This is a genomic window from Nafulsella turpanensis ZLM-10 (genome assembly GCF_000346615.1).
In the GTDB taxonomy this organism is placed as follows: domain Bacteria; phylum Bacteroidota; class Bacteroidia; order Cytophagales; family Cyclobacteriaceae; genus Nafulsella; species Nafulsella turpanensis.
This window is the reverse complement of record NZ_ANNU01000003.1, coordinates 19,885-38,948: the sequence shown is the minus strand read 5'-3', so window position 1 is coordinate 38,948 and position 19,064 is coordinate 19,885. Positions and strand designations below refer to the sequence as shown.

16 protein-coding genes are annotated in these 19,064 nt (G+C 45.1%); 7 read left to right on the top strand and 9 right to left on the bottom strand.

Going from position 1 to position 19,064, the window contains the following annotated elements; genetic code table 11:
• Positions 1-30 precede the first annotated feature (30 nt).
• On the bottom strand, positions 31-1,524 hold the full coding sequence (gene treF, locus F752_RS0101335; protein ID WP_017729919.1) for an alpha,alpha-trehalase TreF: 1,494 nt from the start codon (positions 1,522-1,524) through the stop codon (positions 31-33).
• Positions 1,525-1,857: 333 nt separating this feature from the next.
• Here treF and thyA point away from each other — a divergent pair, with 333 nt between their 5' ends.
• A complete protein-coding gene (gene thyA, locus F752_RS0101330; RefSeq protein WP_017729918.1) occupies positions 1,858-2,652 on the top strand; it encodes a thymidylate synthase in 795 nt (264 codons plus the stop codon).
• Positions 2,653-2,681: 29 nt separating this feature from the next.
• On the opposite strand, the gene F752_RS23300 is transcribed toward thyA, so the two are convergent.
• Positions 2,682-3,491: an aminotransferase class IV gene (locus tag F752_RS23300; protein WP_017729917.1), complete on the bottom strand. Its 810-nt coding sequence runs from the start codon at positions 3,489-3,491 to the stop codon at positions 2,682-2,684.
• Positions 3,492-3,571: 80 nt separating this feature from the next.
• Here F752_RS23300 and sdaAB point away from each other — a divergent pair, with 80 nt between their 5' ends.
• Genes sdaAB through F752_RS0101310 form a run of 3 tightly spaced genes read left to right on the top strand, consistent with a single transcriptional unit; the run spans position 3,572 to position 7,084 of the window.
• Positions 3,572-4,249 (top strand): L-serine ammonia-lyase, iron-sulfur-dependent subunit beta, encoded by a 678-nt coding sequence (gene sdaAB / locus F752_RS0101320; RefSeq protein WP_017729916.1) that lies wholly within the window; start codon positions 3,572-3,574, stop codon positions 4,247-4,249.
• 13 nt (positions 4,250-4,262) lie between these two features.
• Positions 4,263-5,705, top strand: a complete 1,443-nt coding sequence (locus F752_RS0101315; protein WP_152424989.1) for a TolC family protein — start codon at positions 4,263-4,265, stop codon at positions 5,703-5,705.
• Between the two features lie 2 nt (positions 5,706-5,707).
• On the top strand, positions 5,708-7,084 hold the full coding sequence (locus tag F752_RS0101310; protein WP_017729914.1) for an efflux RND transporter periplasmic adaptor subunit: 1,377 nt from the start codon (positions 5,708-5,710) through the stop codon (positions 7,082-7,084).
• A gap of 57 nt (positions 7,085-7,141) precedes the next feature.
• Here F752_RS0101310 and F752_RS0101305 read toward each other — a convergent pair whose 3' ends face one another.
• From F752_RS0101305 to accC, 3 genes are all read right to left on the bottom strand, one after another.
• The gene (locus F752_RS0101305; protein ID WP_017729913.1) at positions 7,142-7,717 is read right to left on the bottom strand and encodes a Maf family nucleotide pyrophosphatase; all 576 of its coding nucleotides are present in this window, start codon (positions 7,715-7,717) and stop codon (positions 7,142-7,144) included.
• Complete coding sequence (locus tag F752_RS0101300) at positions 7,683-8,984, bottom strand: DUF1015 domain-containing protein (protein WP_017729912.1); 1,302 nt, start codon at positions 8,982-8,984, stop codon at positions 7,683-7,685. Before F752_RS0101300 ends, F752_RS0101305 begins: the two co-directional genes overlap by 35 nt.
• A 78-nt stretch (positions 8,985-9,062) precedes the next feature.
• Complete coding sequence (accC, locus tag F752_RS0101295) at positions 9,063-10,565, bottom strand: acetyl-CoA carboxylase biotin carboxylase subunit (protein WP_017729911.1); 1,503 nt, start codon at positions 10,563-10,565, stop codon at positions 9,063-9,065.
• Positions 10,566-10,747: 182 nt separating this feature from the next.
• Here accC and F752_RS0101290 point away from each other — a divergent pair, with 182 nt between their 5' ends.
• Positions 10,748-12,007 carry an aminotransferase class I/II-fold pyridoxal phosphate-dependent enzyme gene (locus tag F752_RS0101290; RefSeq protein WP_026135434.1) on the top strand — a complete coding sequence of 420 codons (1,260 nt, stop codon included), beginning with the start codon at positions 10,748-10,750 and terminating at the stop codon, positions 12,005-12,007.
• Positions 12,008-12,101: 94 nt separating this feature from the next.
• Positions 12,102-12,281 carry a hypothetical protein gene (locus F752_RS0101285; protein WP_026135433.1) on the top strand — a complete coding sequence of 60 codons (180 nt, stop codon included), beginning with the start codon at positions 12,102-12,104 and terminating at the stop codon, positions 12,279-12,281.
• A 247-nt stretch (positions 12,282-12,528) separates the two neighbouring features.
• Here F752_RS0101285 and dapA read toward each other — a convergent pair whose 3' ends face one another.
• From dapA to F752_RS0101260, 4 genes are all read right to left on the bottom strand, one after another.
• Positions 12,529-13,407, bottom strand: coding sequence for a 4-hydroxy-tetrahydrodipicolinate synthase (gene dapA, locus F752_RS0101275; RefSeq protein WP_017729907.1), 879 nt, complete (start codon positions 13,405-13,407; stop codon positions 12,529-12,531).
• Positions 13,407-13,889 (bottom strand): DUF6913 domain-containing protein, encoded by a 483-nt coding sequence (locus F752_RS0101270; RefSeq protein WP_407635415.1) that lies wholly within the window; start codon positions 13,887-13,889, stop codon positions 13,407-13,409. Before F752_RS0101270 ends, dapA begins: the two co-directional genes overlap by 1 nt.
• 35 nt (positions 13,890-13,924) lie before the next feature.
• Entirely contained in the window at positions 13,925-15,940 is a 2,016-nt protein-coding gene (gene ligA, locus F752_RS0101265) for an NAD-dependent DNA ligase LigA (RefSeq protein ID WP_017729905.1), read from the bottom strand.
• A 75-nt stretch (positions 15,941-16,015) separates the two neighbouring features.
• Entirely contained in the window at positions 16,016-17,593 is a 1,578-nt protein-coding gene (locus tag F752_RS0101260) for a GAF domain-containing protein (protein ID WP_017729904.1), read from the bottom strand.
• Positions 17,594-17,979: 386 nt separating this feature from the next.
• Between F752_RS0101260 and F752_RS0101245 the strand changes: the two genes are divergently transcribed.
• Entirely contained in the window at positions 17,980-18,825 is an 846-nt protein-coding gene (locus tag F752_RS0101245) for a hypothetical protein (RefSeq protein WP_017729901.1), read from the top strand.
• Positions 18,826-19,064 lie beyond the last annotated feature (239 nt).

Here is a 19,064-nt window from a genome sequence, read left to right as displayed (position 1 = left end):
TTCTAGGTTTGAATTTGCTGTACGGTAGCCTTATGGCTGGTCCTTTACCATCTGGAGATAAACGCCGTTTGTCCAGCCAAAACCATCTTGTGTAGGATACTCTCCGCCGCCACCGGCTACTTCAGGATAAATTACATTGTATTTTTCCAGCAGCTTTCCTGATTCCTGGTATTCATTCTCCACTGTTTCCAGCCATCTTTCCTTTATTGTTTCGGCCAAATCAGTATACCCATAATTCAGGAGGCCTACATAGCTAATCCATTGTAGGGGAGCCCAGCCGTTAGGAGCATCCCATTGTTGTCCGGTAAGTGTTAAAGTGCTGGGTAAGCCTCCCGGGTACAGGAAGTACTCTTCAATTATCCCGGCTACTTTCATGGCCTGCTGCTCCTGCGCAAGCTCAAAAAAGAGTGGGTACATTCCAGCCAGAGAATATACCCCTGTCGGCTGCCTGCTTGTAAAATTATAGTCCATAAAAAAATCAGCTTCGGGGCTCCAGCAGTATTCCAGTAAAGCATTTTTTCTATTGACGGCATAGACAACAAACTCCTTGCTTTTTTCATCATTTTCCTGCAGAGCATAAGCTTTGGCAATAGTGAGCTCCAGCTGGTAAAGCAGGCTGTTGAGGTCAACGGGTATAATATCTGTTGTCTGGATAGAGGAGAGGGTAAGGCCATTTCCGAGCCAGCGCGAGCTAAAGTCCCAGCCAGATTCAGCGGCTGCCCTCAGGTTGCGATAGGTGAGAGATGGTTGTTGATTTGCCAGTTCGGCAGTCGCAACATCCTCCTTGTAAGCTTCAGGCCGGGGAATATCTTTATTATCCCAGTAGCGGTTTAAAACACTGCCATTCTCTAACAATACCACTCTTTTAAAGGCTTTTTGCTGCGGCCCGAGCTCATGGGTGCCTTCCATCCAAAAGCGGTACTCCTGTAGTAGGTGGGGGAGGAATTCCGTATAAACACTGTCACCCTCCACTTCTGCCAGTAAGCCTACCATCAGGGAAAAGAAGGGAGGTTGGGAACGGGAAAGGTAATAGGTACGGGTGCCATTAGGAATAAAACCATATTCCTTAATAAGCCAGGCAAAGTTCTCAACCATCTGTCGGATAAGGGTGTTTCTGCCGGATACCTGGAGACCCAGCATCGTAAAATAGCTGTCCCAGTAATACATTTCATTAAAGCGGCCACCTGGTACAATATACGGATGGGGCAATTCGATAAGGGAACCTGCAGAAGGAGTATCGACTCTCACCAGCTCGCCCCATAGCTCCTCAATGTGCTCAACAATTGGAGGAAAAGTGTCACTTTCGTTTAGCGAAGGTTGGGAAGGAATAATAAAGTTTTCATTTACAAAAGCAGCCAAATCAAAATTGCTATCGTCCTGCCTTTCTCTGTATTTCTTTAAAATTTCTTTTACAGGATAACGCGGGATGGCATCGACAAAGGTCTTGGAGTCGGTGAAAACAGCTCCTTCCTGAACGTCGGTAAATAATTCTCCCAGCTCCTCCTGTGGCCTGTACTGAGCCAAGGAGGGGACGCTTAATAGGAACAGCAGTATAAAGAGAAAAGTGTGGAAGATCGGTTTCATCAGCAAATGGAGTTATAACCTTAATTATAACGGTAAGGCAGTAAAGAGGTTTACAGCTGCAAACCTGCCGGTTTAAAGGGCTTAAGTCAGTGAAGATAAATTGCGGATGGGCGGAAACGATGGTGGCCGTTAAATTCCATTGGAAGCGACTTGTAAAAACGGGGAAGTTCTTACTATATTTGAATGGGAGCGGTAGCCCAAAGCCTGTGTAGACAAACTTCTGTTAACTCCTGTTAAGCAGGCAAACAGTAAATACTTTTTAAATTAAAACGAATGACGCAGTACCAGGAATTACTCAGGGATATATTGGAGAATGGGGTAAAAAAGGAAGACAGGACCGGCACCGGTACACTTTCTGTGTTTGGCAGACAGCTCAGGTTTGACCTTTCTAAAGGCTTTCCGCTGGTAACCACCAAGAGGCTTCACCTGAAATCCATTATCCATGAACTGCTGTGGTTCCTGAATGGCGATACGAATATTAAATACTTAAATGAGAAGGGCGTAACCATCTGGGATGAATGGGCAGATGAAAATGGTGAGCTGGGGCCAATTTATGGTGCCCAGTGGCGAAGCTGGACCGACAGGGACGGGAATACCATCGACCAGATTAAAACCGTAATCGACCAGATTAAAAACACCCCCGACTCCCGCAGGCTTATTGTAAGCGCCTGGAATGTAGGCGACCTCCCTAAAATGGCGCTGCCTCCCTGCCATGCCTTTTTCCAGTTCTATGTTGCCGACGGTAAGCTCTCCTGCCAGCTTTATCAGCGTTCCTGCGATACCTTTCTGGGCCTTCCATTCAACATTGCCTCCTATGCGCTGCTGGTACATATGATTGCGCAGCAATGCGAACTGGAGGCAGGCGATTTCGTCTGGACCGGAGGAGATGTGCATTTGTACCTGAACCACCTGGAGCAGGCAAAGCTTCAGTTAAGCCGAGAGCCTTACCCTTTGCCCAGGCTAAAGATTAAAAGAAGACCCCATTCTATTTTCGATTATCAGTTCGAAGATTTTGAAATTGTGGATTATCAGTACCATCCGGGCATTAAGGCACCTATTGCCGTTTAACTTCCGTTCTGGAGCAGAGCAGGACTTTCCTACAGAAAAGCGAACTGTAGCTGTTCTGCTAAATTCTCCCACTGGTCTTCGAATACATGCCCCTCAAGCTCAATTATGCTGAATATTCCGGTAACATTGCAGCCAAATAGAGCATCGGCTTCCCTGAGCTTTTCTTTTGGGAGAAGAACCTCTTTTACTTCCTGTTTTTGCGCTTTCAGGCGTTTGATCAGGTGAGCCCGCATAACGCCGGCAATACAGCCACTCCGGAGGTGTGGAGTATACCAGTTCCCGTCTTTTAGCCAGAATAAATTAGCCGCCCCGGCCTCGGCAACCTGGTCTTTTTCATTGGTAAGGATAATCTCCGCCAGCCCTTTTTGCTGCTTTTCAATCCCTGCCAGCACATAGGGGAGAGCATTCATCGTCTTTAAGGAAGAAAAGGGAGAATAAGAAAGAGAGATACCTGTTGCAAAGGCGGCCTTTTCTTTTCGTTTTTCAGGTTTTTTAAAAGGGGAAGCGGTCATTAAAAAATCCGTTTTTTCCTGTTGCGGTGTGTATAATCCTCCCGGCTTTCTCCAAATTTGCAGGCGCATACGGAGAACAGGGTCTGGAAACTGTGTGGAGAGTTGCCAAATGTAAGCTTCCAGTTCCTGTAGAGAAAACGGAAGGTGCAGGTGTAGTACCAGGGCCCCCTTCCGGAGCCTTTCGTAATGCAGCGAGAGTAGAGGAGAGCTTCCGCGATGGGTAACCATGGTTTCAAAAATACCATCACCATAGCAAAATGCTCTGTTGTCTTTCTGTAGTCTTATTTCCTGCTCATTATAGAGCTTTCCGTTAAAAAGTACTTCCATGTAACTATTTAACCATTTATAAATAATTCCTGTAATCTTTTCCCATATTTGTTTAGTATTGAACCAGTAAATTTAAAGAAATGTCCGAAAGAAGTAGTGTATTCGATATGATAGGTCCTGTAATGATTGGGCCCAGCAGTTCTCATACCGCTGGTGTTGTACGAATAGGAAGAGTGGCCCGTCGTGTGTTGGGGAAGCAGCCCGATGAAGCACAGATTACTTTTTATAATTCTTTTGCCCGCACCTACGAGGGGCATGGTAGTAACCGTGCCATACTGGCCGGATTGCTTGACTTTAAGACCGATGATGTAAGGATTAAGCAGGCACTCGATATTGCTAAAGAGGAAGGTCTGAAGTATAACTTTCGCTCCGTAGGAAATGCATCTGTTTTTCACCCTAATACCGTTAAGCTGGAGTTGACAGCAGGGGAACGGAAAGTAGAAGTTATCGGAGAAAGCCTTGGTGGGGGTGTTATCCGTATTCCTAAGCTTAATGGCTTTACCGCCAATTTCAGCGCAGCCCACCATACGCTCATCATTACTGCTAAAGATGTAAAAGGAAGTATCGCTTTTATTTCAAATGTACTGGCAAACGATAATTGTAATATTGCTACGATGTCGGTTTCCCGTAAGGGCAAAAATGATTTAGCCTGCCTGGTCATTGAAATGGATTCAGGAATCCAACCCATTGTTCAGCAGTACCTTTCCCACCTCGACTGGGTACAGGAAGTTCTATATATCCCTGATATCGATTTCTAATTTCTATTCTTCTATGAAAAGATTCTATTTACTAATGTTTGCCCTCCTGCCTGCATTGGATTGCCTGGCACAGGATGAAAGCGAACCCGGGAACCAATGGACACTGGAGGAGTGCATTGAGTATGCCCGTGAGCATAACCTGCAGGTAAAGCTAAGCCAGCTGAACATGCTTTCTGAAAAAGTGGAGCTTACGAGATCCAAGGCCGATCTTTTTCCTTCCCTCAATGGGGGTGCTGATTACAGCTATTCAGTAGGTCGTTCAATAAACCCGGTAACCAACGACTTTATTAATGAACCGGTAAGCGCCCAGTCCTATTCGCTGGGAAGTAATGTTGTCCTTTTTAACGGTTTTAGTAAGCAGAATCTGATCAGGCAGAACAAAGCTTCCCTGGAAGCAAGTGAATTTGAACTGGCAGGCACGCGTAATAATATCAGCCTCCAGATAATCAGTGCCTATACAAGCATTCTTTTCAATAAAGAGTTGCTGGAAAGTGCAGAGGCACGCCTCGAGGCAACAGATCTTCAGCGGGAACGAACCCAAAAGCAGGTAGAAGTGGGAGTACTGCCACAAGCCAGCCTTTTTGAAGTTGAGGCACAATTCGCCAGCGATGAACTGGCCGTTACCGAAGCACTAAATAGCCTAGAGCTCTCCCTTTTGAACTTAAAACAACTTTTGCAACTTCCTGCGGGCGAAGCGATAGAGATAGTAGATCCGGAGCTTGAGCTGAGCGGTGTAGAGGTATACCCTATGAGTGCAGCCGAGATATATGATGTGGCCGAAGAAACACAACCGGTTATTAATGCCGTTGATGCCTGGGTACTCAGCAGCGAATATGGGCTAAGGGCCGCAAAAGGAAACTTATACCCCAGTATTACAGCACAGGCCGGTTTAGGCAGTCGATATTCTCCCGACTTTCGAAACCTTATAGAAGGACCAATGCAAGAAATCGAAATTGGCTATTATTATGATGAAAATAATATCCGCCAAGATGTGAAGACTATGGTCCCAACCACGGTGAAACAGGAATTTGCTTATTTTAAGCAACTTGAATACAATCTTAGTCGCTCTTTTACTATAAGCCTGAACATTCCTATCTTTAACGGCCTCCGTACACAGGCCTCCATAAGTCAGGCACGGATAGCACAGGATCGGGCACAGTTGCAGGCAAGGCTAGCCCGGCAGGATCTAAGGGAAACTATCGAACTAGCCGTTCAGGATGTAAAAGCAGCGGCTTTAACCTTTCGTTCCATCCAAAATCAGGTAAGGTCTCTTGAAGAAGCATTCCGAAGTGCAGAACAGCGCTTTAACCTTGGCGCTTCCAATGCGGTAGATTATAATGTTGCCAAAACTAATCTAGATGTGGCCCTCTCTAATTTAATCCGTGCCAAGTACGATTATATTTTTAAAACAGAACTACTGGACTTTTACCTCAACGAACCGTTCTCATTCGAATAATTATGGCAAAAAGAAAAAAATCAAACCGCTTACTTTATATCCTACTGGCTGTTGTAGCTGTACTGGTAATTGCTGCTGTAGCGGCTAAATCGGCTGGGATAATTGGCCAGCCGGAACAAATTGAAGTAGAGCTGGCAGAGGCAGATCTCCACACCATTGTAGAAAAAGTTAATGCATCGGGGATGATCCAACCAGAAACTGAAGTCCAGATAACACCGGATGTACCTGGCGAAATTATTGAGCTGCTGGTAAAGGAAGGAGACTCTGTAGTAAGAGGAGACCTTTTAATTAAAATACGACCAGATAATTTCCAGTCAGCACTTGCCCGGGTGAAGGCTAATTACAACCAGCAAAAGGCTAATCTTTCCAGTTCGCGTAGCCGGCTTGCACAGGCCGAGGCGCAGTTCGAGAAAGCGAAGAGCGATTTTGAGCGGAGCGAGAAGCTGTACAAGCAAAATGTTATTTCTGATGCAGATTTTGACCAGGCCCGGGCCACCTACCGGGTAGCAGAGGAAGAGTTACAGGCGGCCCAGCAAAATGTAGAAGCCGCACGCTATATGGTGGAGAGTGCAGGTGCTACGGTTAAAGAAGCCCAGGAAAACCTGGACCTTACCTCAGTACATGCCCCGGTGAGTGGAACTATTTCCAAGCTTTCGGTTGAAGAAGGTGAACGTGTGGTAGGTACCTCTCAAATGGCTGGTACTGAAATGATGCGCATCGCCGACCTCAACCGGATGGAAGTACAGGTAGATGTAAATGAAAACGATATTATTCGGGTAAGCCTTGGCGATACAGCCATTATAGATGTAGACAGCTATGCTCATATGGACCGTCAGTTTAAAGGAGTGGTAACAGCCATTGCCAATACGGCAAATGCAAAGGTTTCTCCCGAGGCGGTAACAGAGTTTGAGGTGAAAGTCAGGATCCTGAATAGCTCCTTCCAGGATTTGATAGAAGAGGAAGGGATGAAGATTCCTTTTCGCCCTGGTATGACTGCCAGTGTGGAAATAATAACCAATAAAAAAGAGAATGTTTTGTCTGTTCCATTAGCTGCGGTAACGACGAGAAGTATTGAATTGGAAGATGAAGGAGATGCAAAACGTATGGGAGGTGCTGATATGGAAACTGAAGACCCTAAACGGTTGCCGGATGTGGAAGATGAAATTGAAGAAGTCGTTTTTGTGTATAAAGATGGAGTGGCCAATATGGTAAATGTAAAAACGGGCATCAGCGATTATGAATTCATAGAAATCATTGAAGGCCTCGAGCAGGGACAGGAAGTAGTGGCCGGACCATACCTGGTGGTGAGTAAACGGCTGGAAGAAGGGGATTTGATAAAACCTTTGGAATTAGAAGAGGAGAAAGAAATTGAGGATTAAACCTAAATTAGAGAGCAAAAAGAGAGGCTGTCAGTCCATGGCAGCCTCTCTTTTTGTTTATGATGGATTGAAGAAAGCCTCCAGTTCTTTATAAACCCTGTGAAGAGGGAGCCCCATCACCGTATAGTAAGAGCCATGAATTCTTTCAATTCCAATCATGCCAATCCACTCCTGTATTCCATACGCTCCTGCTTTATCGAAAGGCTTAAAGTGGCGAATATAAAAAGTAATTTCTTCTTCTTTTAGCTGGCGGAAAAAGACTTCTGTACAATCATCTGCAGTAATGGATCCTTCCGGGTGCCGCAGGCAAATTCCGCTCACCACTCTGTGGCTGCGGCCGGAAAGCTGCCGGAGCATTTGCACCGCCTCTTTTTCGTCTGCAGGTTTCCCCAAAATATATTCATCCACAATAACGGTAGTATCGGCAGTTAAGAGGAGTTGGCCGGGTTTGGGAGCAAAGGCTTCCGCCTTTTTTTGCGCCAGGTAAGCTGCCACAGCATCAGCAGGCAGGTCAGCCGGATAGCTTTCATCAGTATCCATGCTTTCCACCATAAAGGAAAAACCAGCCTGCCGAAGCAACTCCTGCCGGCGCGGCGACTTAGAACCTAAAATGAGGGGGTATAGCAAATTCATCTTCCTTAATTGAGCTGAAAAGGTAGCCGCAGATAACTTTTGGGTAAAAATAAGTTGATTTTTGCGGCATGGTAAAGCCGCTGTAACATACCCGTTTAACGTCATCCATGGAAATATCCTTAATAATCAGTGCAAACTGGGCTTCATCTTTTAAAACTTTTGCCAGGCAGTTGGCAAAATTGCGTTCGAAGGTGATATTTTCTGAGCTGCTCTGGTCTTTGCCTTTTATCCCCAAAACTTTTTCCATTACAAAAAAATGAAGAACCGTTAAATCAAGCTGTTTTACCTCTTCAGGCATTTTCCAGCTGAGCTGTTCATAAACTTCGGGTTTCAGGCGAATTTTGTAGGTATTATCTTTCAGAAGTAACCCAAAAGCCCATTGCTTGCCCAGAATAATGGTGTTTACATCGTATGGGTTGTCCAGTTGCTTAATAATGAAATAGGCCTCCAGCTTTTTGAGAAGGCTTTCTTCATCAAATTCCTTTAAACCCGATACTAGACGGTGGGTTGGAAGAATCCGGATGTCATCTGACTCGGTATTGGTCAGGTACATCATGTGGTAATTGTAGCTTTCCCGGCCGTTATGTTCCCTATTTTCTTCCATACGGCGCAGGCGATAGCGGAGAGAGCCTTCGTAACGGTGGTGGCCATCGGCCAGAATAACCTGTTTGTCCTTTAACACTTCCAGGAACCGCCGAATCACTTTAGCGTCATGAATAGCGCTGAGCACATCCCGGACGCCCTGGTAGTCTTCCGATTCGTAGATAGGGTTCAGCATACTTTCATCCATATACTGTTCCAGCTCAAAATGTGGATCGGTGTAGAGCCCATGGGTGGGGCTAACGTTCAGCTGGGTTTTGTCCAGCAGTTCAAGCCGGTCGTCTACAGATCGTGGAATGGTATTTTCGTGACGGAGGATAACTCTGTCGCTCCATTCATAAGCTTTTATGTTACAGATAAAGCCCTTTCTGCAATACTCTTTATTGGAACCAGAAAAGGTAAAGTACTGGTAGTAGACATAAATGGCAGGGAGCTTGTCCTGCAGAATGACTCCTTTTTGCTTCCAGTCCTCGAGCAGGCGGGCAGCATGTTCAGCCGGTTCCTTACCTTCCGGTACAGATATATGGATGCTGTTAAAAGGATTTTTATATAACATACGCCGCTGCTTTTCCGACACCACATCGAAAAGGGGAGAGCTAAGCTCAACAATAGAGGGGAACTGTTGAGGATTGTACCGCCAGGCACGGAGAGGAAGAATTTCTGCCATTGTTTTGAATAAAAAATACAATAAACAGCTGCAACCCGTGAGGGGCTGCAGCTGTATGGGTGTTAAAAGTCTATTCTTTTAGCGGGCACGGTTTTTCCAGGCCGACCCATTTTTACCGGATGGACTTACCACTTCATTTACTTTTTGCTGCTGCTGATTCTTTTCCTGCAAAAAGGTAGCGAAAACGGCTGCAATTTGCTGGCTCTCTTCATTCGGAACCGTCTGTAAATCCTCGGGCTTAAAATGCTTTTCAATGAATTTTGTGTCGAATTGCCCGCTGATAAAAGCGGGGTGCTCCATCACTAAACGGCAAAAAGGAAGAGTAGTTTCTATTCCGGTAATCTGGTACTCCTCAATGGCTCGAATCATACGGAGGCGGGCTTCCTCCCTGGTATCGCCATACGTAACCAGCTTGGCAATCATCGGATCGTAATAAATTGGAATGTCCATTCCCTGCTCAAAGCCGTCATCTACGCGTATGCCAGGTCCCTGAGGCCGCTGGTAAGTCTGGAGCTTTCCAATATCCGGCAAAAAGTTATTGGCAGGATCTTCGGCATACACCCGAACCTCTATGGCATGCCCCTGTATGCGAAGCTCGTTCTGCTTAAAGCGAAGAGGCTTCCCTTCGGCTACTGCAATTTGCTCCTTTACCAGGTCGACGCCTGTAATTTGTTCGGTTACCGGGTGCTCTACCTGTAAGCGGGTATTCATTTCGAGGAAGTAATAATTGAGCTGCTCATCCACTATAAATTCCACCGTACCTGCACCATAATAATTACAGGCCTTAGCCACCATTACAGCCGATTTGCCCATGGCTTCGCGAATTTCCGGCGTAAGCACTGCCGAAGGCGCTTCCTCAATTACCTTCTGGTGGCGGCGCTGCACAGAACATTCCCGCTCGAAAAGGTGAACAATATTACCATGCTGGTCGCCCAGTACCTGAATTTCGATGTGGCGGGGAGAGGTAATAAACTTCTCGATAAATACAGCACCGTCGCCAAAAGCCGATTGGGCTTCGCTAACCGCCCGCTGCATCTGGTCTTCAAAATCGCTTGGCTCTTCAACAATTCGCATCCCTTTACCACCACCGCCGGCACTTGCTTTAATCAGAATAGGATAGCCTATTTCAGCTGCCCTTTCTTTGGCAGCAGCTACATCGGTTATGGCAGTTTCGGTACCAGGAACCAGTGGAATATTGTACTTTGCTACGGCCGCTTTTGCGGCCAGTTTGCTGCCCATAATATCGATGGCTTCGGGCGAAGGGCCAACGAAAATCAAACCAGCCTCAGTAACCTTTTGTGCGAATGCTGCGTTTTCGGAAAGAAAACCATAACCCGGGTGAATGGCATCTACGCCTAGTTCTTTGCAAACGGAAATAATTTTATTGCCCAGCAGGTAGGATTCCGAGGAAGGAGGAGGGCCTAAAAGTACGGCCTCATCGGCCTGCCGAACATGGAGCGCATTGCGATCGGCTTCACTGTATACTGCTACTGTTTTTATACCTAATTCTTTGGCCGAGCGGATGACCCTGAGTGCGATTTCGCCTCGATTGGCAACTAATAATTTCTTTATTTCCGGCATAATGGCTATATGAAAGGTGAAAGAATCGTAAAAAGTTGTACAATGCTATAAAATATTACTTAAATATTGAACTCTTCACCTGATTTTTATAGCTGATTTTTGAACAGTTGGGAATTAATTCTAATTTTGGTTGTTAAAATGCGAAAACGCAGGAAAATTGTACAACTTAAAGAATATTAGTTGTGGATCTATTTGAAAAATTATTGCAGGACAGAGGGCCTTTAGGCCGGCACTCAGAGGTGGATGAAGGTTACTTCATGTTCCCGAAATTAGAGGGTGAGATTGCTCCAAGAATGCTTTGGAGAGGTAAGGAAGTTCTTACCTGGAGTTTGAATAATTATCTGGGGCTGGCGAACCATCCGGATGTACGGAAGGCAGATGCAGATGCAGCAGAACGCTGGGGCGCTGCCTACCCGATGGGGGCCAGAATGATGTCAGGCAACACCGACTTCCACTTACAGTTTGAACAGGAGCTGGCCAGCTTTGTAAAAAAAGAGTCAGCCTATTTACTTAACTTCGGTTACCAGGGGATTCTTTCTATTATAGAGGCTCTGGTAGACCGTAAAGATGTTATTGTGTATGACGGCGAATCACATGCCTGTATTGTAGACGGTGTTCGTCTGCACATGGGCAAACGCTTTGTTTTTCCTCATAACGATATCGACAACCTGGAAAAGCAATTGAAGCGTGCTGAACGCATCGTGAGCGAAACCGGAGGAGGTATACTGGTTATTACTGAAGGGGTGTTCGGTATGTCAGGGAACATGGGTAAACTCCGCGAGATTGTTGCCCTTAAAAAGAAATTTAACTTCCGTCTCCTGATAGACGATGCACATGGTTTTGGTACCATGGGTAAAACAGGAGCAGGAGCAGGCGAAGAGCTGGGGGTTCAGGACGAAGTTGACCTTTATTTTTCCACTTTTGCCAAATCCATGGCTGGTATAGGAGCATTTGTTGCCGGCGATAGAGGTATTATTGATTACCTGAAGTATAATATGCGCTCTCAGATTTTTGCCAAGTCGCTGCCAATGATATATGTGGAAGGTGGCCGTAAACGTCTGCAAATGCTGCGCGAAGAGCCGGAGCATAAAGAAAATCTCTGGAAAATTGTAAATACCCTGCAGAGCGGCTTAAAAGAGAAAGGCTTTAATATTGGCACCACCGAATCGCCGGTTACTCCGGTGTTCCTAAAAGGAGCCCTGAGTGAAGCAACCATCCTGAATAAAGACTTAAGAGAAAACTTTAACATCTTCTGTTCAGTAGTTATTTACCCGGTAGTGCCAAAAGATGTAATTATGCTGCGTTTAATCCCAACTGCCTCTCACACACTGGCTGATGTGGAAGAAACCATTACTGCATTTACTGAAATTAAGCGCAAATTAGATAGCGGAGAATACCAAAATCATGAATATGCTGCTCAAATGGCAGGTTTTGATGCTTAAAAGTATTTTTATCCTTGTTATTTATTCAACTATTTAATTATATTGCTAACCATAACATTAAAACTTTTATCAATTAAACCAAAATCAGACTTGTATGACACGTTTTGACCAAATCAGAGACTTAATAATGTCTTTGGAAGGCGACTTCCAGAAATTCTATGAAAAAGAAAACCAGGCCGCAGGTACACGCGTTCGTAAAGGTATGCAGGAGCTGAAAAACCTTGCACAGGAAATCAGAATTGAAGTTCAGGAAAAGAAGAACGACTCTAAATAAGCTAATTAAATAGAACGAGTTTCTTAATTTCATTAGAATAGAAAAGCGGCAGATAACATCTGCCGCTTTTTTTCTGGTATTTCCATGATTTCTCCTCCTTACGCTTCGGGTATATCAAAGTAGCCTTATAGCAGGAGGGTAAGTCGGCTGGTGCAAAAACAAAAATCCGGCCCATGCTACTACTTTTTTAGAGCAGCCAGAGCCGGACCGAATTTCTGGAAGAGAAGAAAAGCTTTACAGAAGCAGGCTAAGAAAGCTTTTGCAGTGCCTGCTTTAAATCTGCACCTAAAGAATTGCTGGCTTTTACCAAGGGTAAGCGGACATAAGGCTCACAGATATTGAGCTCTTTCAGCACCTGTTTAACACCTACAGGGTTTCCTTCGCAATAAAGCAGGCTGTTTAATTCCAGCACTTTAAAAAGGGCTTGCTGAGCCTCTTCGTACTTTCCATTCAAGGCATTGGTCACCATTTTACAGAAGATATCCGGAAGCGCATTCGCCAGCACAGAAATTACACCTGCTCCTCCAATGGAAATCATCGGGATGGTAAGCATGTCATCTCCGCTAATCAGCAGAAAACTTTCTGACTGGTGGCGGGCAATTTCCATGCATTGATTCAAATCTTTAGACGCTTCCTTTATACCAATAATATTTTCATGTTCAGCCAGGCGGAGCGTGGTTTCTGCACTTATGTTCCTGGCGGTTCGTGCCGGTACATTATACAGAATAAGCGGTTTTGGTGATGCGTCGGCCAGGGCGGTGTAATGCTGGAAAATTCCTTCCTGTGTGGGCAGGCTGTAGGCAGGGCCGGCCGATAAAAGGGCATCGACTCCTTCTAAATTTAGCTGTTGTACTTCATTGATAAGCGCCGCGGTATTATTTCCGCCTAAACCATACACCACAGGGAGTTTTTTGATATTTGCCTGAAAAAGCAGCTCCAGGAATTCAGCCTTTTCTTTTTCAGTAGTAGTGGCAGCTTCACCGGTCGTTCCGTGGATAACCAGGTAATCTACTCCTCCACGGGTAGTATAATCTACCAGTCTGTTAAAAGCGCCCACATCTACAGTTCCCTGTTCGGTAAAAGGGGTAACCAAAGCAACCCCAACTCCTTTAAACTTTTCAATCATCACAATTCGTTGGTGTAGTGGTATATCTGTTGAATAAAATCAGCTAAAGGTTTTTCTGCCGATTCCTTAATCATCAGTTCAAAAATGCCTTTCTGCCTGTCGAGGTAAGGGCCAATCCTTAAAGCTGCTCTGCTCCTGGCAAGCAGGTATTCTATGTAAAGGTTAGGAGCCCGGTCGAGGCAAATCAACAGGTCAAATGGCTTACTAATAAACTCCTGAAGGTTATTTGCTTCAGGGCTTCCCCAAAAGTTAAAATCATTTTTTGAGAAAATGTCGTAATGGAAGTCGAAATTTTCAACATTTTTAGGAAGATAACAAAGGACTACGACCTCTTTTCCTTCTTTCTTCAACCTGGACTCGAACTGTCGGATGGCTTCATAATCATCCAAGTTTTTCATCGTAAATATAATGCCAACAAGCCTAACCTGCCGGTAATTCATACTCCTGCGCGGGCTCTTGCTTTTACGAAGCACTACCTGCATTTTATAAGGAATTAATGTTTGGTGAAGAAACGACATCAGGAATTTTGGCCAATCATATTTAAAAATTCAGCTTCCGACAGGATAGGGACCTGTAAACTTTCGGCTTTCTCTTTTTTTGCAGGACCCATTTTATCGCCGGCTAACAGATAATCGAGTTTTGCAGAAATGGAAGAAACCACCTTTCCGCCATGGGCCTGAATAAGTTCTTTTATCTCGTCTCGTTCGAAGTGTTCGAATACGCCGCTCACCACAAAAGTTTTCCCTTCCAGCTCGGAGGATTCAGGTTTATTCCTTCCTGTAACTTCAAACTGCAGGCCGGCCTCTTTCAGTTCCTCAATAAGCTGCTGGTGTTGCGGGTTCCGGAAATAATCATACACACTTTCGGCAATACGTTCTCCAATTTCGGGTACTGCAATGAGCTCCTCTTTTTCGGCATTAGCAATCGCATCTACATTCCGGAAATGGCGGGCCAGCTTTTCGGCAACTGTACGACCCACATAGCGAATGCCCAGGCCAAAAAGTACATTTTCGAAGGGTGCTTTTTTAGAATTTTCTATCCCGGCGAGCAGGTTCTGGGTAGACTGGTCTTTAAAGCCTTCGAGGGCATATATCTCTTCGTAGGTTAACCGGTACAGGTCTGCTACTGTATGAATAAGGTTCTTTTCAAGCAAAGCAACAATGGTTCGCTCTCCTAAGCCATCGATGTTCAGCGCCTTCCGCTGGATAAAATGCTCAAATCGGGCTTTTATTTGAGGAGGACAGCCGGTTTCGTTCGGGCAGTAATGGGCGGCTTCCCCTTCTTTACGTACGAGAGGAGTATCGCAGGCCGGACAGTTGGCCGGGTACTCCAGTTCTGGTGCTTGGGGCAGCCGATCCTTTAGTTCCACCCCTGTGATTTTGGGAATGATCTCTCCTCCTTTTTCAACATAAACCGTATCACCTATCCGCAGGTCCATTTCTGCAATAAAGTTAGCATTATGGATAGAGGCCCTTTTTACAACTGTACCAGCCAGTTGCACCGGCTCCAGAAGGGCTACCGGTGTAACGGCACCCGTTCTGCCCACATTATATTCGATATCGAGCAGCCGGGAAGCTGCATTCTGGGCTTTATATTTATAGGCAATAGCCCAGCGAGGGCTTTTGGCGGTGTACCCCAGTCGCTCCTGCTGTGCAAGGCTGTTTATTTTTACCACAATGCCATCGGTTTCCAGGGGGAGTTCGAGCCGCTTATTTTCCCACTCTTCAATATAGGCGATAACTGCTGTTATATCTTTGCATTTGCGATAGGTGGGGGAGACATTAAAGCCGGCCTTTTCGAGCAGGGCAATGGACTCTGCATGAGTATCTGCTAAGGCTTCTTCTGAAAGGAGCGCATATACATAACAGTCGAGTTTACGGCTGGCTACGATAGAGGAGTCCTGCATTTTAAGGGTGCCGGAGGCAGCATTCCTGGGATTCGCCAGCAGCGCCTCTCCATTTTCTTCCCGCTCTTTATTAATGGCTGTAAAAGATTTGCGCGGCATAAAAGCTTCGCCCCTTACTTCGAAAGAGGCAGGTAAATCCACTCCGCTTATTTTAAGGGGAATGGTGCGAATGGTACGGACATTATGGGTAATGTCGTCTCCCCGAACGCCATCACCACGGGTGGCCCCCTGTACCAGTAGCCCGTTTTCGTAGCGAAGGCTTAAAGCCACCCCATCGAACTTTAACTCACAAAAATATTCAAAATCTTCGTCGGGAAGGCTTTTCCTGATGCGTTTGTCAAAGTCCAGAAGGTCCTGCTCTGAGTAGGTATTACTCAGCGAAAGCATGGGGAAGCGGTGGTAAACCGTTTCGAAATTCTTGGTAATGGTACCACCCACCCGCTGGCTGGGAGAATCCTGACTCTTAAACTCAGGGAAATCGTTTTCCAGGCGAATCAGTTCTTCCAGCAGCTGGTCAAACTCGTAGTCCGACACAACCGAGTTGTGGTGCTGGTAATACTGTTCGTTATAGTACTCTATTTTCTCCCGGAGTGCATCAATGGAGCTTTTGGCCTCATCCTTTGTCATGAAACAAATGTTGTTTTATACAAATCTACTGAAAGAAATGAGTTTCACGAACGGGAGGCAAATTTTGTGAATTAATTATTGGTTAGCAGGTTCTTTCAGTCGCTGATTTTCGGCTTCAAGTTCACGAATACGTCTTTCCATTTCCTCCTGCGTTGCCTGCAGTTCTTCTGTATTTTGCCGCAGTTCCTCTTCCTGAGCCCTAAGCTGCTCGGCCAGACTTTGCGATTCTTCCAGAATAAGCCTGTTTCTAGAATTGTTTTTAGCATTGGCCACTGCCGAGGCTAAGGTTTCGGCTACTTTCTCTATAAAGTCCTGCACATAACCTTCAATATCGTAGAAGGCCGCCAGCTCAATTACACCCACTACCTGCTCATTTACTTTAAGTGGTTGAATGAGCAGTGTAGTAGGAGGCGCATCTCCTAAGCCGGAGGTGATGTGAACATAATTCTTTGGAATTTCCTTCAGGTAAATTTTATCCTGCTCCAGGTAAGCCTGGCCCACCAATCCCTGCCCCGGCGCCAGCACCTTTTCCTGAAACTTTTTACGATTATAGGCATAGCTTGCCTCCAGCCTTAGTTCTTTATAACCATTCTCATCGTGGAGAATAAAAACTCCTCCCTGGTTAACTTTAATGTATTTGATGAGCTGGGATAGTACTTCAAAGCAAAGTTCCTGTAATTCAGTATTGTTCTGACGGATAATACTATGGAATTGCGTAAGGCCGGCATTCACCCAATGGCGCTTTTTATCTTCCTGGGCTACTTCTTTTAAGCTTTGGCGCATCCCTGCCAGGGCATTGCCAAGTTCTCCTTCATTATCAAAAACGGTAATGTTGGTGTCGAAATCGCCTTTACCCACCTGCAGGGAGAATTCTTTTACATTCCGAAGGTTTTGGACCAGGGTGTTGACTGACTTGATGATAGAAGAAAGCTCATTTTCTTCCACAGGGATTTCTGCGGGAATATTTCCAGCCGCAATTTCATTTATCTCTTCTTCTAAGGTTTTTACCCGCGTAAGTACAAACTTCCGGGTTTTGCGAACCACGAAATAGAAAAGGCCCATGAGGAGTATAAAAGCTAAGAGAGTCCAGTATTTCGTGGTATTAAGGGTACTAAAGGTATTATTGAAGGTGCTGGAATGCTTATCGTACAGGTAAGCATTAAAATCTTTGAGAAAACTGCTGAGCCTCTCCACCTCAGGAGCGTAGCTACTTTTAATTAAGCTTGCCATCTGCTCGTCTGCCGGATAGGTAATCTGCTGGCTTGCCAGCTGGAATTTAAGGAGTGCAGCCTCCACTTCACTTATCTTTGATTCCAGCATCGGATCATTTAACTGGGCGGCATAATCCCGCATCAGCTGAATTCGCTCAGGGAGCTTCTTATTAAGGAGCTGGATTCCCACTTTTTTAGACTTTTCTTCACCGGTAATTGAATACGCCTGCAGGGCGGCCGCCTGTTTATTTATTTCAATATTGCACGCCTTTATCTGATACTTAAGCGGCTCCACTACCGAAGCATAATGATTGTACCTGATCGTGAAGGTGTTGGCGGAAATGAAATAGGAAATTATGATTAACAGACTTATAAGGGCCGCGACCGCATAAATAAGAATGAAGTGAAAGCTAAAGGTATGGAGATTGTATTTTCTCGACATGGTAAAAATGGCTAGATTTAAAACCTGCCTCAAAAATATAAAAAAGCAAAGAGTAAAAGCGGTGGATGAAGGGTTTCAGGCAAACTTGCGTAATTGTAGGGAATTGAACCAGTAGGAGAAGGTGTGTGGGGCGGGCTAAAAATGTTAAAATGGGAGAATTACGGGTGAAGTAAAACAAAATTAGGTATTTTAGGTGTAAAAAATAGTGATGAAGCCAGAATGCCCCGCTAAAAAAGGAAGCCCTGGTTCAGGTAAGATATTGAAGTCAGGCAATAGTTTTGTTCAACTGCTCAGGGAGGGGAGGATGGAGAGAGTGAAATTTTTAGTTGGTATTATAAAAAAAGTGGTAATTAAAAATAATTATAAATGACAAACTGGAGGTAAAAATGGCTAATATTAAGGAATTAACTGCTGTCTGCCACAAGGCAATATTGTTGCGTTTTTTCCGTATTGCTTTTATCACCATTGAACTTATGAACAAGAAGAATATATTTTTTTTATTTCTGACATTTTTTAGCCTTACAGGCTTTTTGCAGGCACAGGATAAACCTTTTATACTTGAGGGTCGGCTCCTAAATGCTGAGGATAGTAGTGGGATCGGGTTTTCTCATATTATTAACAATGAGAGCGGTCTCCGTACTGCGAGTGATGCTGAAGGATACTTCCGTTTGCCTGTTAACGCTGGAGATACCCTTCTGGTAAGTAGTGTTACTTTTGGCCAGAAAAAAGTGCTTGCCCCGGCAAAAGCAGGAAGGCTCTTTATTATACGCTTAGCCCCTAATGTTTATGAATTGGATGAAGTGGTGGTAAATAGTCTTCCTTCCGAGCAGAAATTAAAAGAATTGCTTCTGAGTATGGAAACGCCTGACGGAAAGCCCAAACCGGATTTACGGCTGCCGGAAGATTTACCGGTAGAAGTAATTGAAGGGACTGGAGGCGTAAGTGTGGGTGGTGTATTCTCTGGTATTGCCGGCCGGTTTAGTAAAAAAGAGAGGGGCCGAAAGTTTTTAGCTGAAGTAGAAGTTAAGGATACGAAGAAAGCGTATATCCTGACAAAATATAACCGCGATATTGTGAAGAAGATTACTGGTTTGGAAGATGAAGAGGAGCTGGATGCTTTTATGCAATACTGCCGGTTGAGCGAAAACTTTCTGTACGAAGCTACGGAATATGAAATCCATGAGGCAGTGCTTGGCTACTTTAAAACATTCCGGCCGGAGCAGGAAGGTTAGCCACAACTGCCTGCATTTATTATATTGAGCTATAGGAGACAGGTGACGTGCCATAAGAAGATATCCTCGTCAGGTTCTGCCACCAGAACTCATCGGCTGCGGTTTTCAGCATCCATCACTCCCGAAGACTTATTACTAACTTTTCCTGATTAAAGCTTAACCCTTCTTAAGGAGGTAAGAAAAGAATGTGGTGCACCTAATCCTTACCAGGCCCTGTAGAGAGCCCATGTTTGCAGAGA

Excerpts from the sequence above, each read along its gene's own strand:
- F752_RS0101305 (WP_017729913.1), bottom strand. The coding sequence starts at position 7,717 with ATGAATTTGCTATACCCCCTCATTTTAGGTTCTAAGTCGCCGCGCCGG.
- F752_RS0101285 (WP_026135433.1), top strand. The coding sequence starts at position 12,102 with ATGACACGTTTTGACCAAATCAGAGACTTAATAATGTCTTTGGAAGGC.
- dapA (WP_017729907.1), bottom strand. The coding sequence starts at position 13,407 with ATGATTGAAAAGTTTAAAGGAGTTGGGGTTGCTTTGGTTACCCCTTTT.
- thyA (WP_017729918.1), top strand. The coding sequence starts at position 1,858 with ATGACGCAGTACCAGGAATTACTCAGGGATATATTGGAGAATGGGGTA.
- F752_RS0101260 (WP_017729904.1), bottom strand. The coding sequence starts at position 17,593 with ATGTCGAGAAAATACAATCTCCATACCTTTAGCTTTCACTTCATTCTT.
- F752_RS23300 (WP_017729917.1), bottom strand. The coding sequence starts at position 3,491 with ATGGAAGTACTTTTTAACGGAAAGCTCTATAATGAGCAGGAAATAAGA.
- ligA (WP_017729905.1), bottom strand. The coding sequence starts at position 15,940 with ATGACAAAGGATGAGGCCAAAAGCTCCATTGATGCACTCCGGGAGAAA.
- F752_RS0101270 (WP_407635415.1), bottom strand. The coding sequence starts at position 13,889 with ATGCAGGTAGTGCTTCGTAAAAGCAAGAGCCCGCGCAGGAGTATGAAT.
- accC (WP_017729911.1), bottom strand. The coding sequence starts at position 10,565 with ATGCCGGAAATAAAGAAATTATTAGTTGCCAATCGAGGCGAAATCGCA.
- sdaAB (WP_017729916.1), top strand. The coding sequence starts at position 3,572 with ATGTCCGAAAGAAGTAGTGTATTCGATATGATAGGTCCTGTAATGATT.
- F752_RS0101310 (WP_017729914.1), top strand. The coding sequence starts at position 5,708 with ATGGCAAAAAGAAAAAAATCAAACCGCTTACTTTATATCCTACTGGCT.
- F752_RS0101300 (WP_017729912.1), bottom strand. The coding sequence starts at position 8,984 with ATGGCAGAAATTCTTCCTCTCCGTGCCTGGCGGTACAATCCTCAACAG.
- F752_RS0101315 (WP_152424989.1), top strand. The coding sequence starts at position 4,263 with ATGAAAAGATTCTATTTACTAATGTTTGCCCTCCTGCCTGCATTGGAT.
- F752_RS0101245 (WP_017729901.1), top strand. The coding sequence starts at position 17,980 with ATGGCTAATATTAAGGAATTAACTGCTGTCTGCCACAAGGCAATATTG.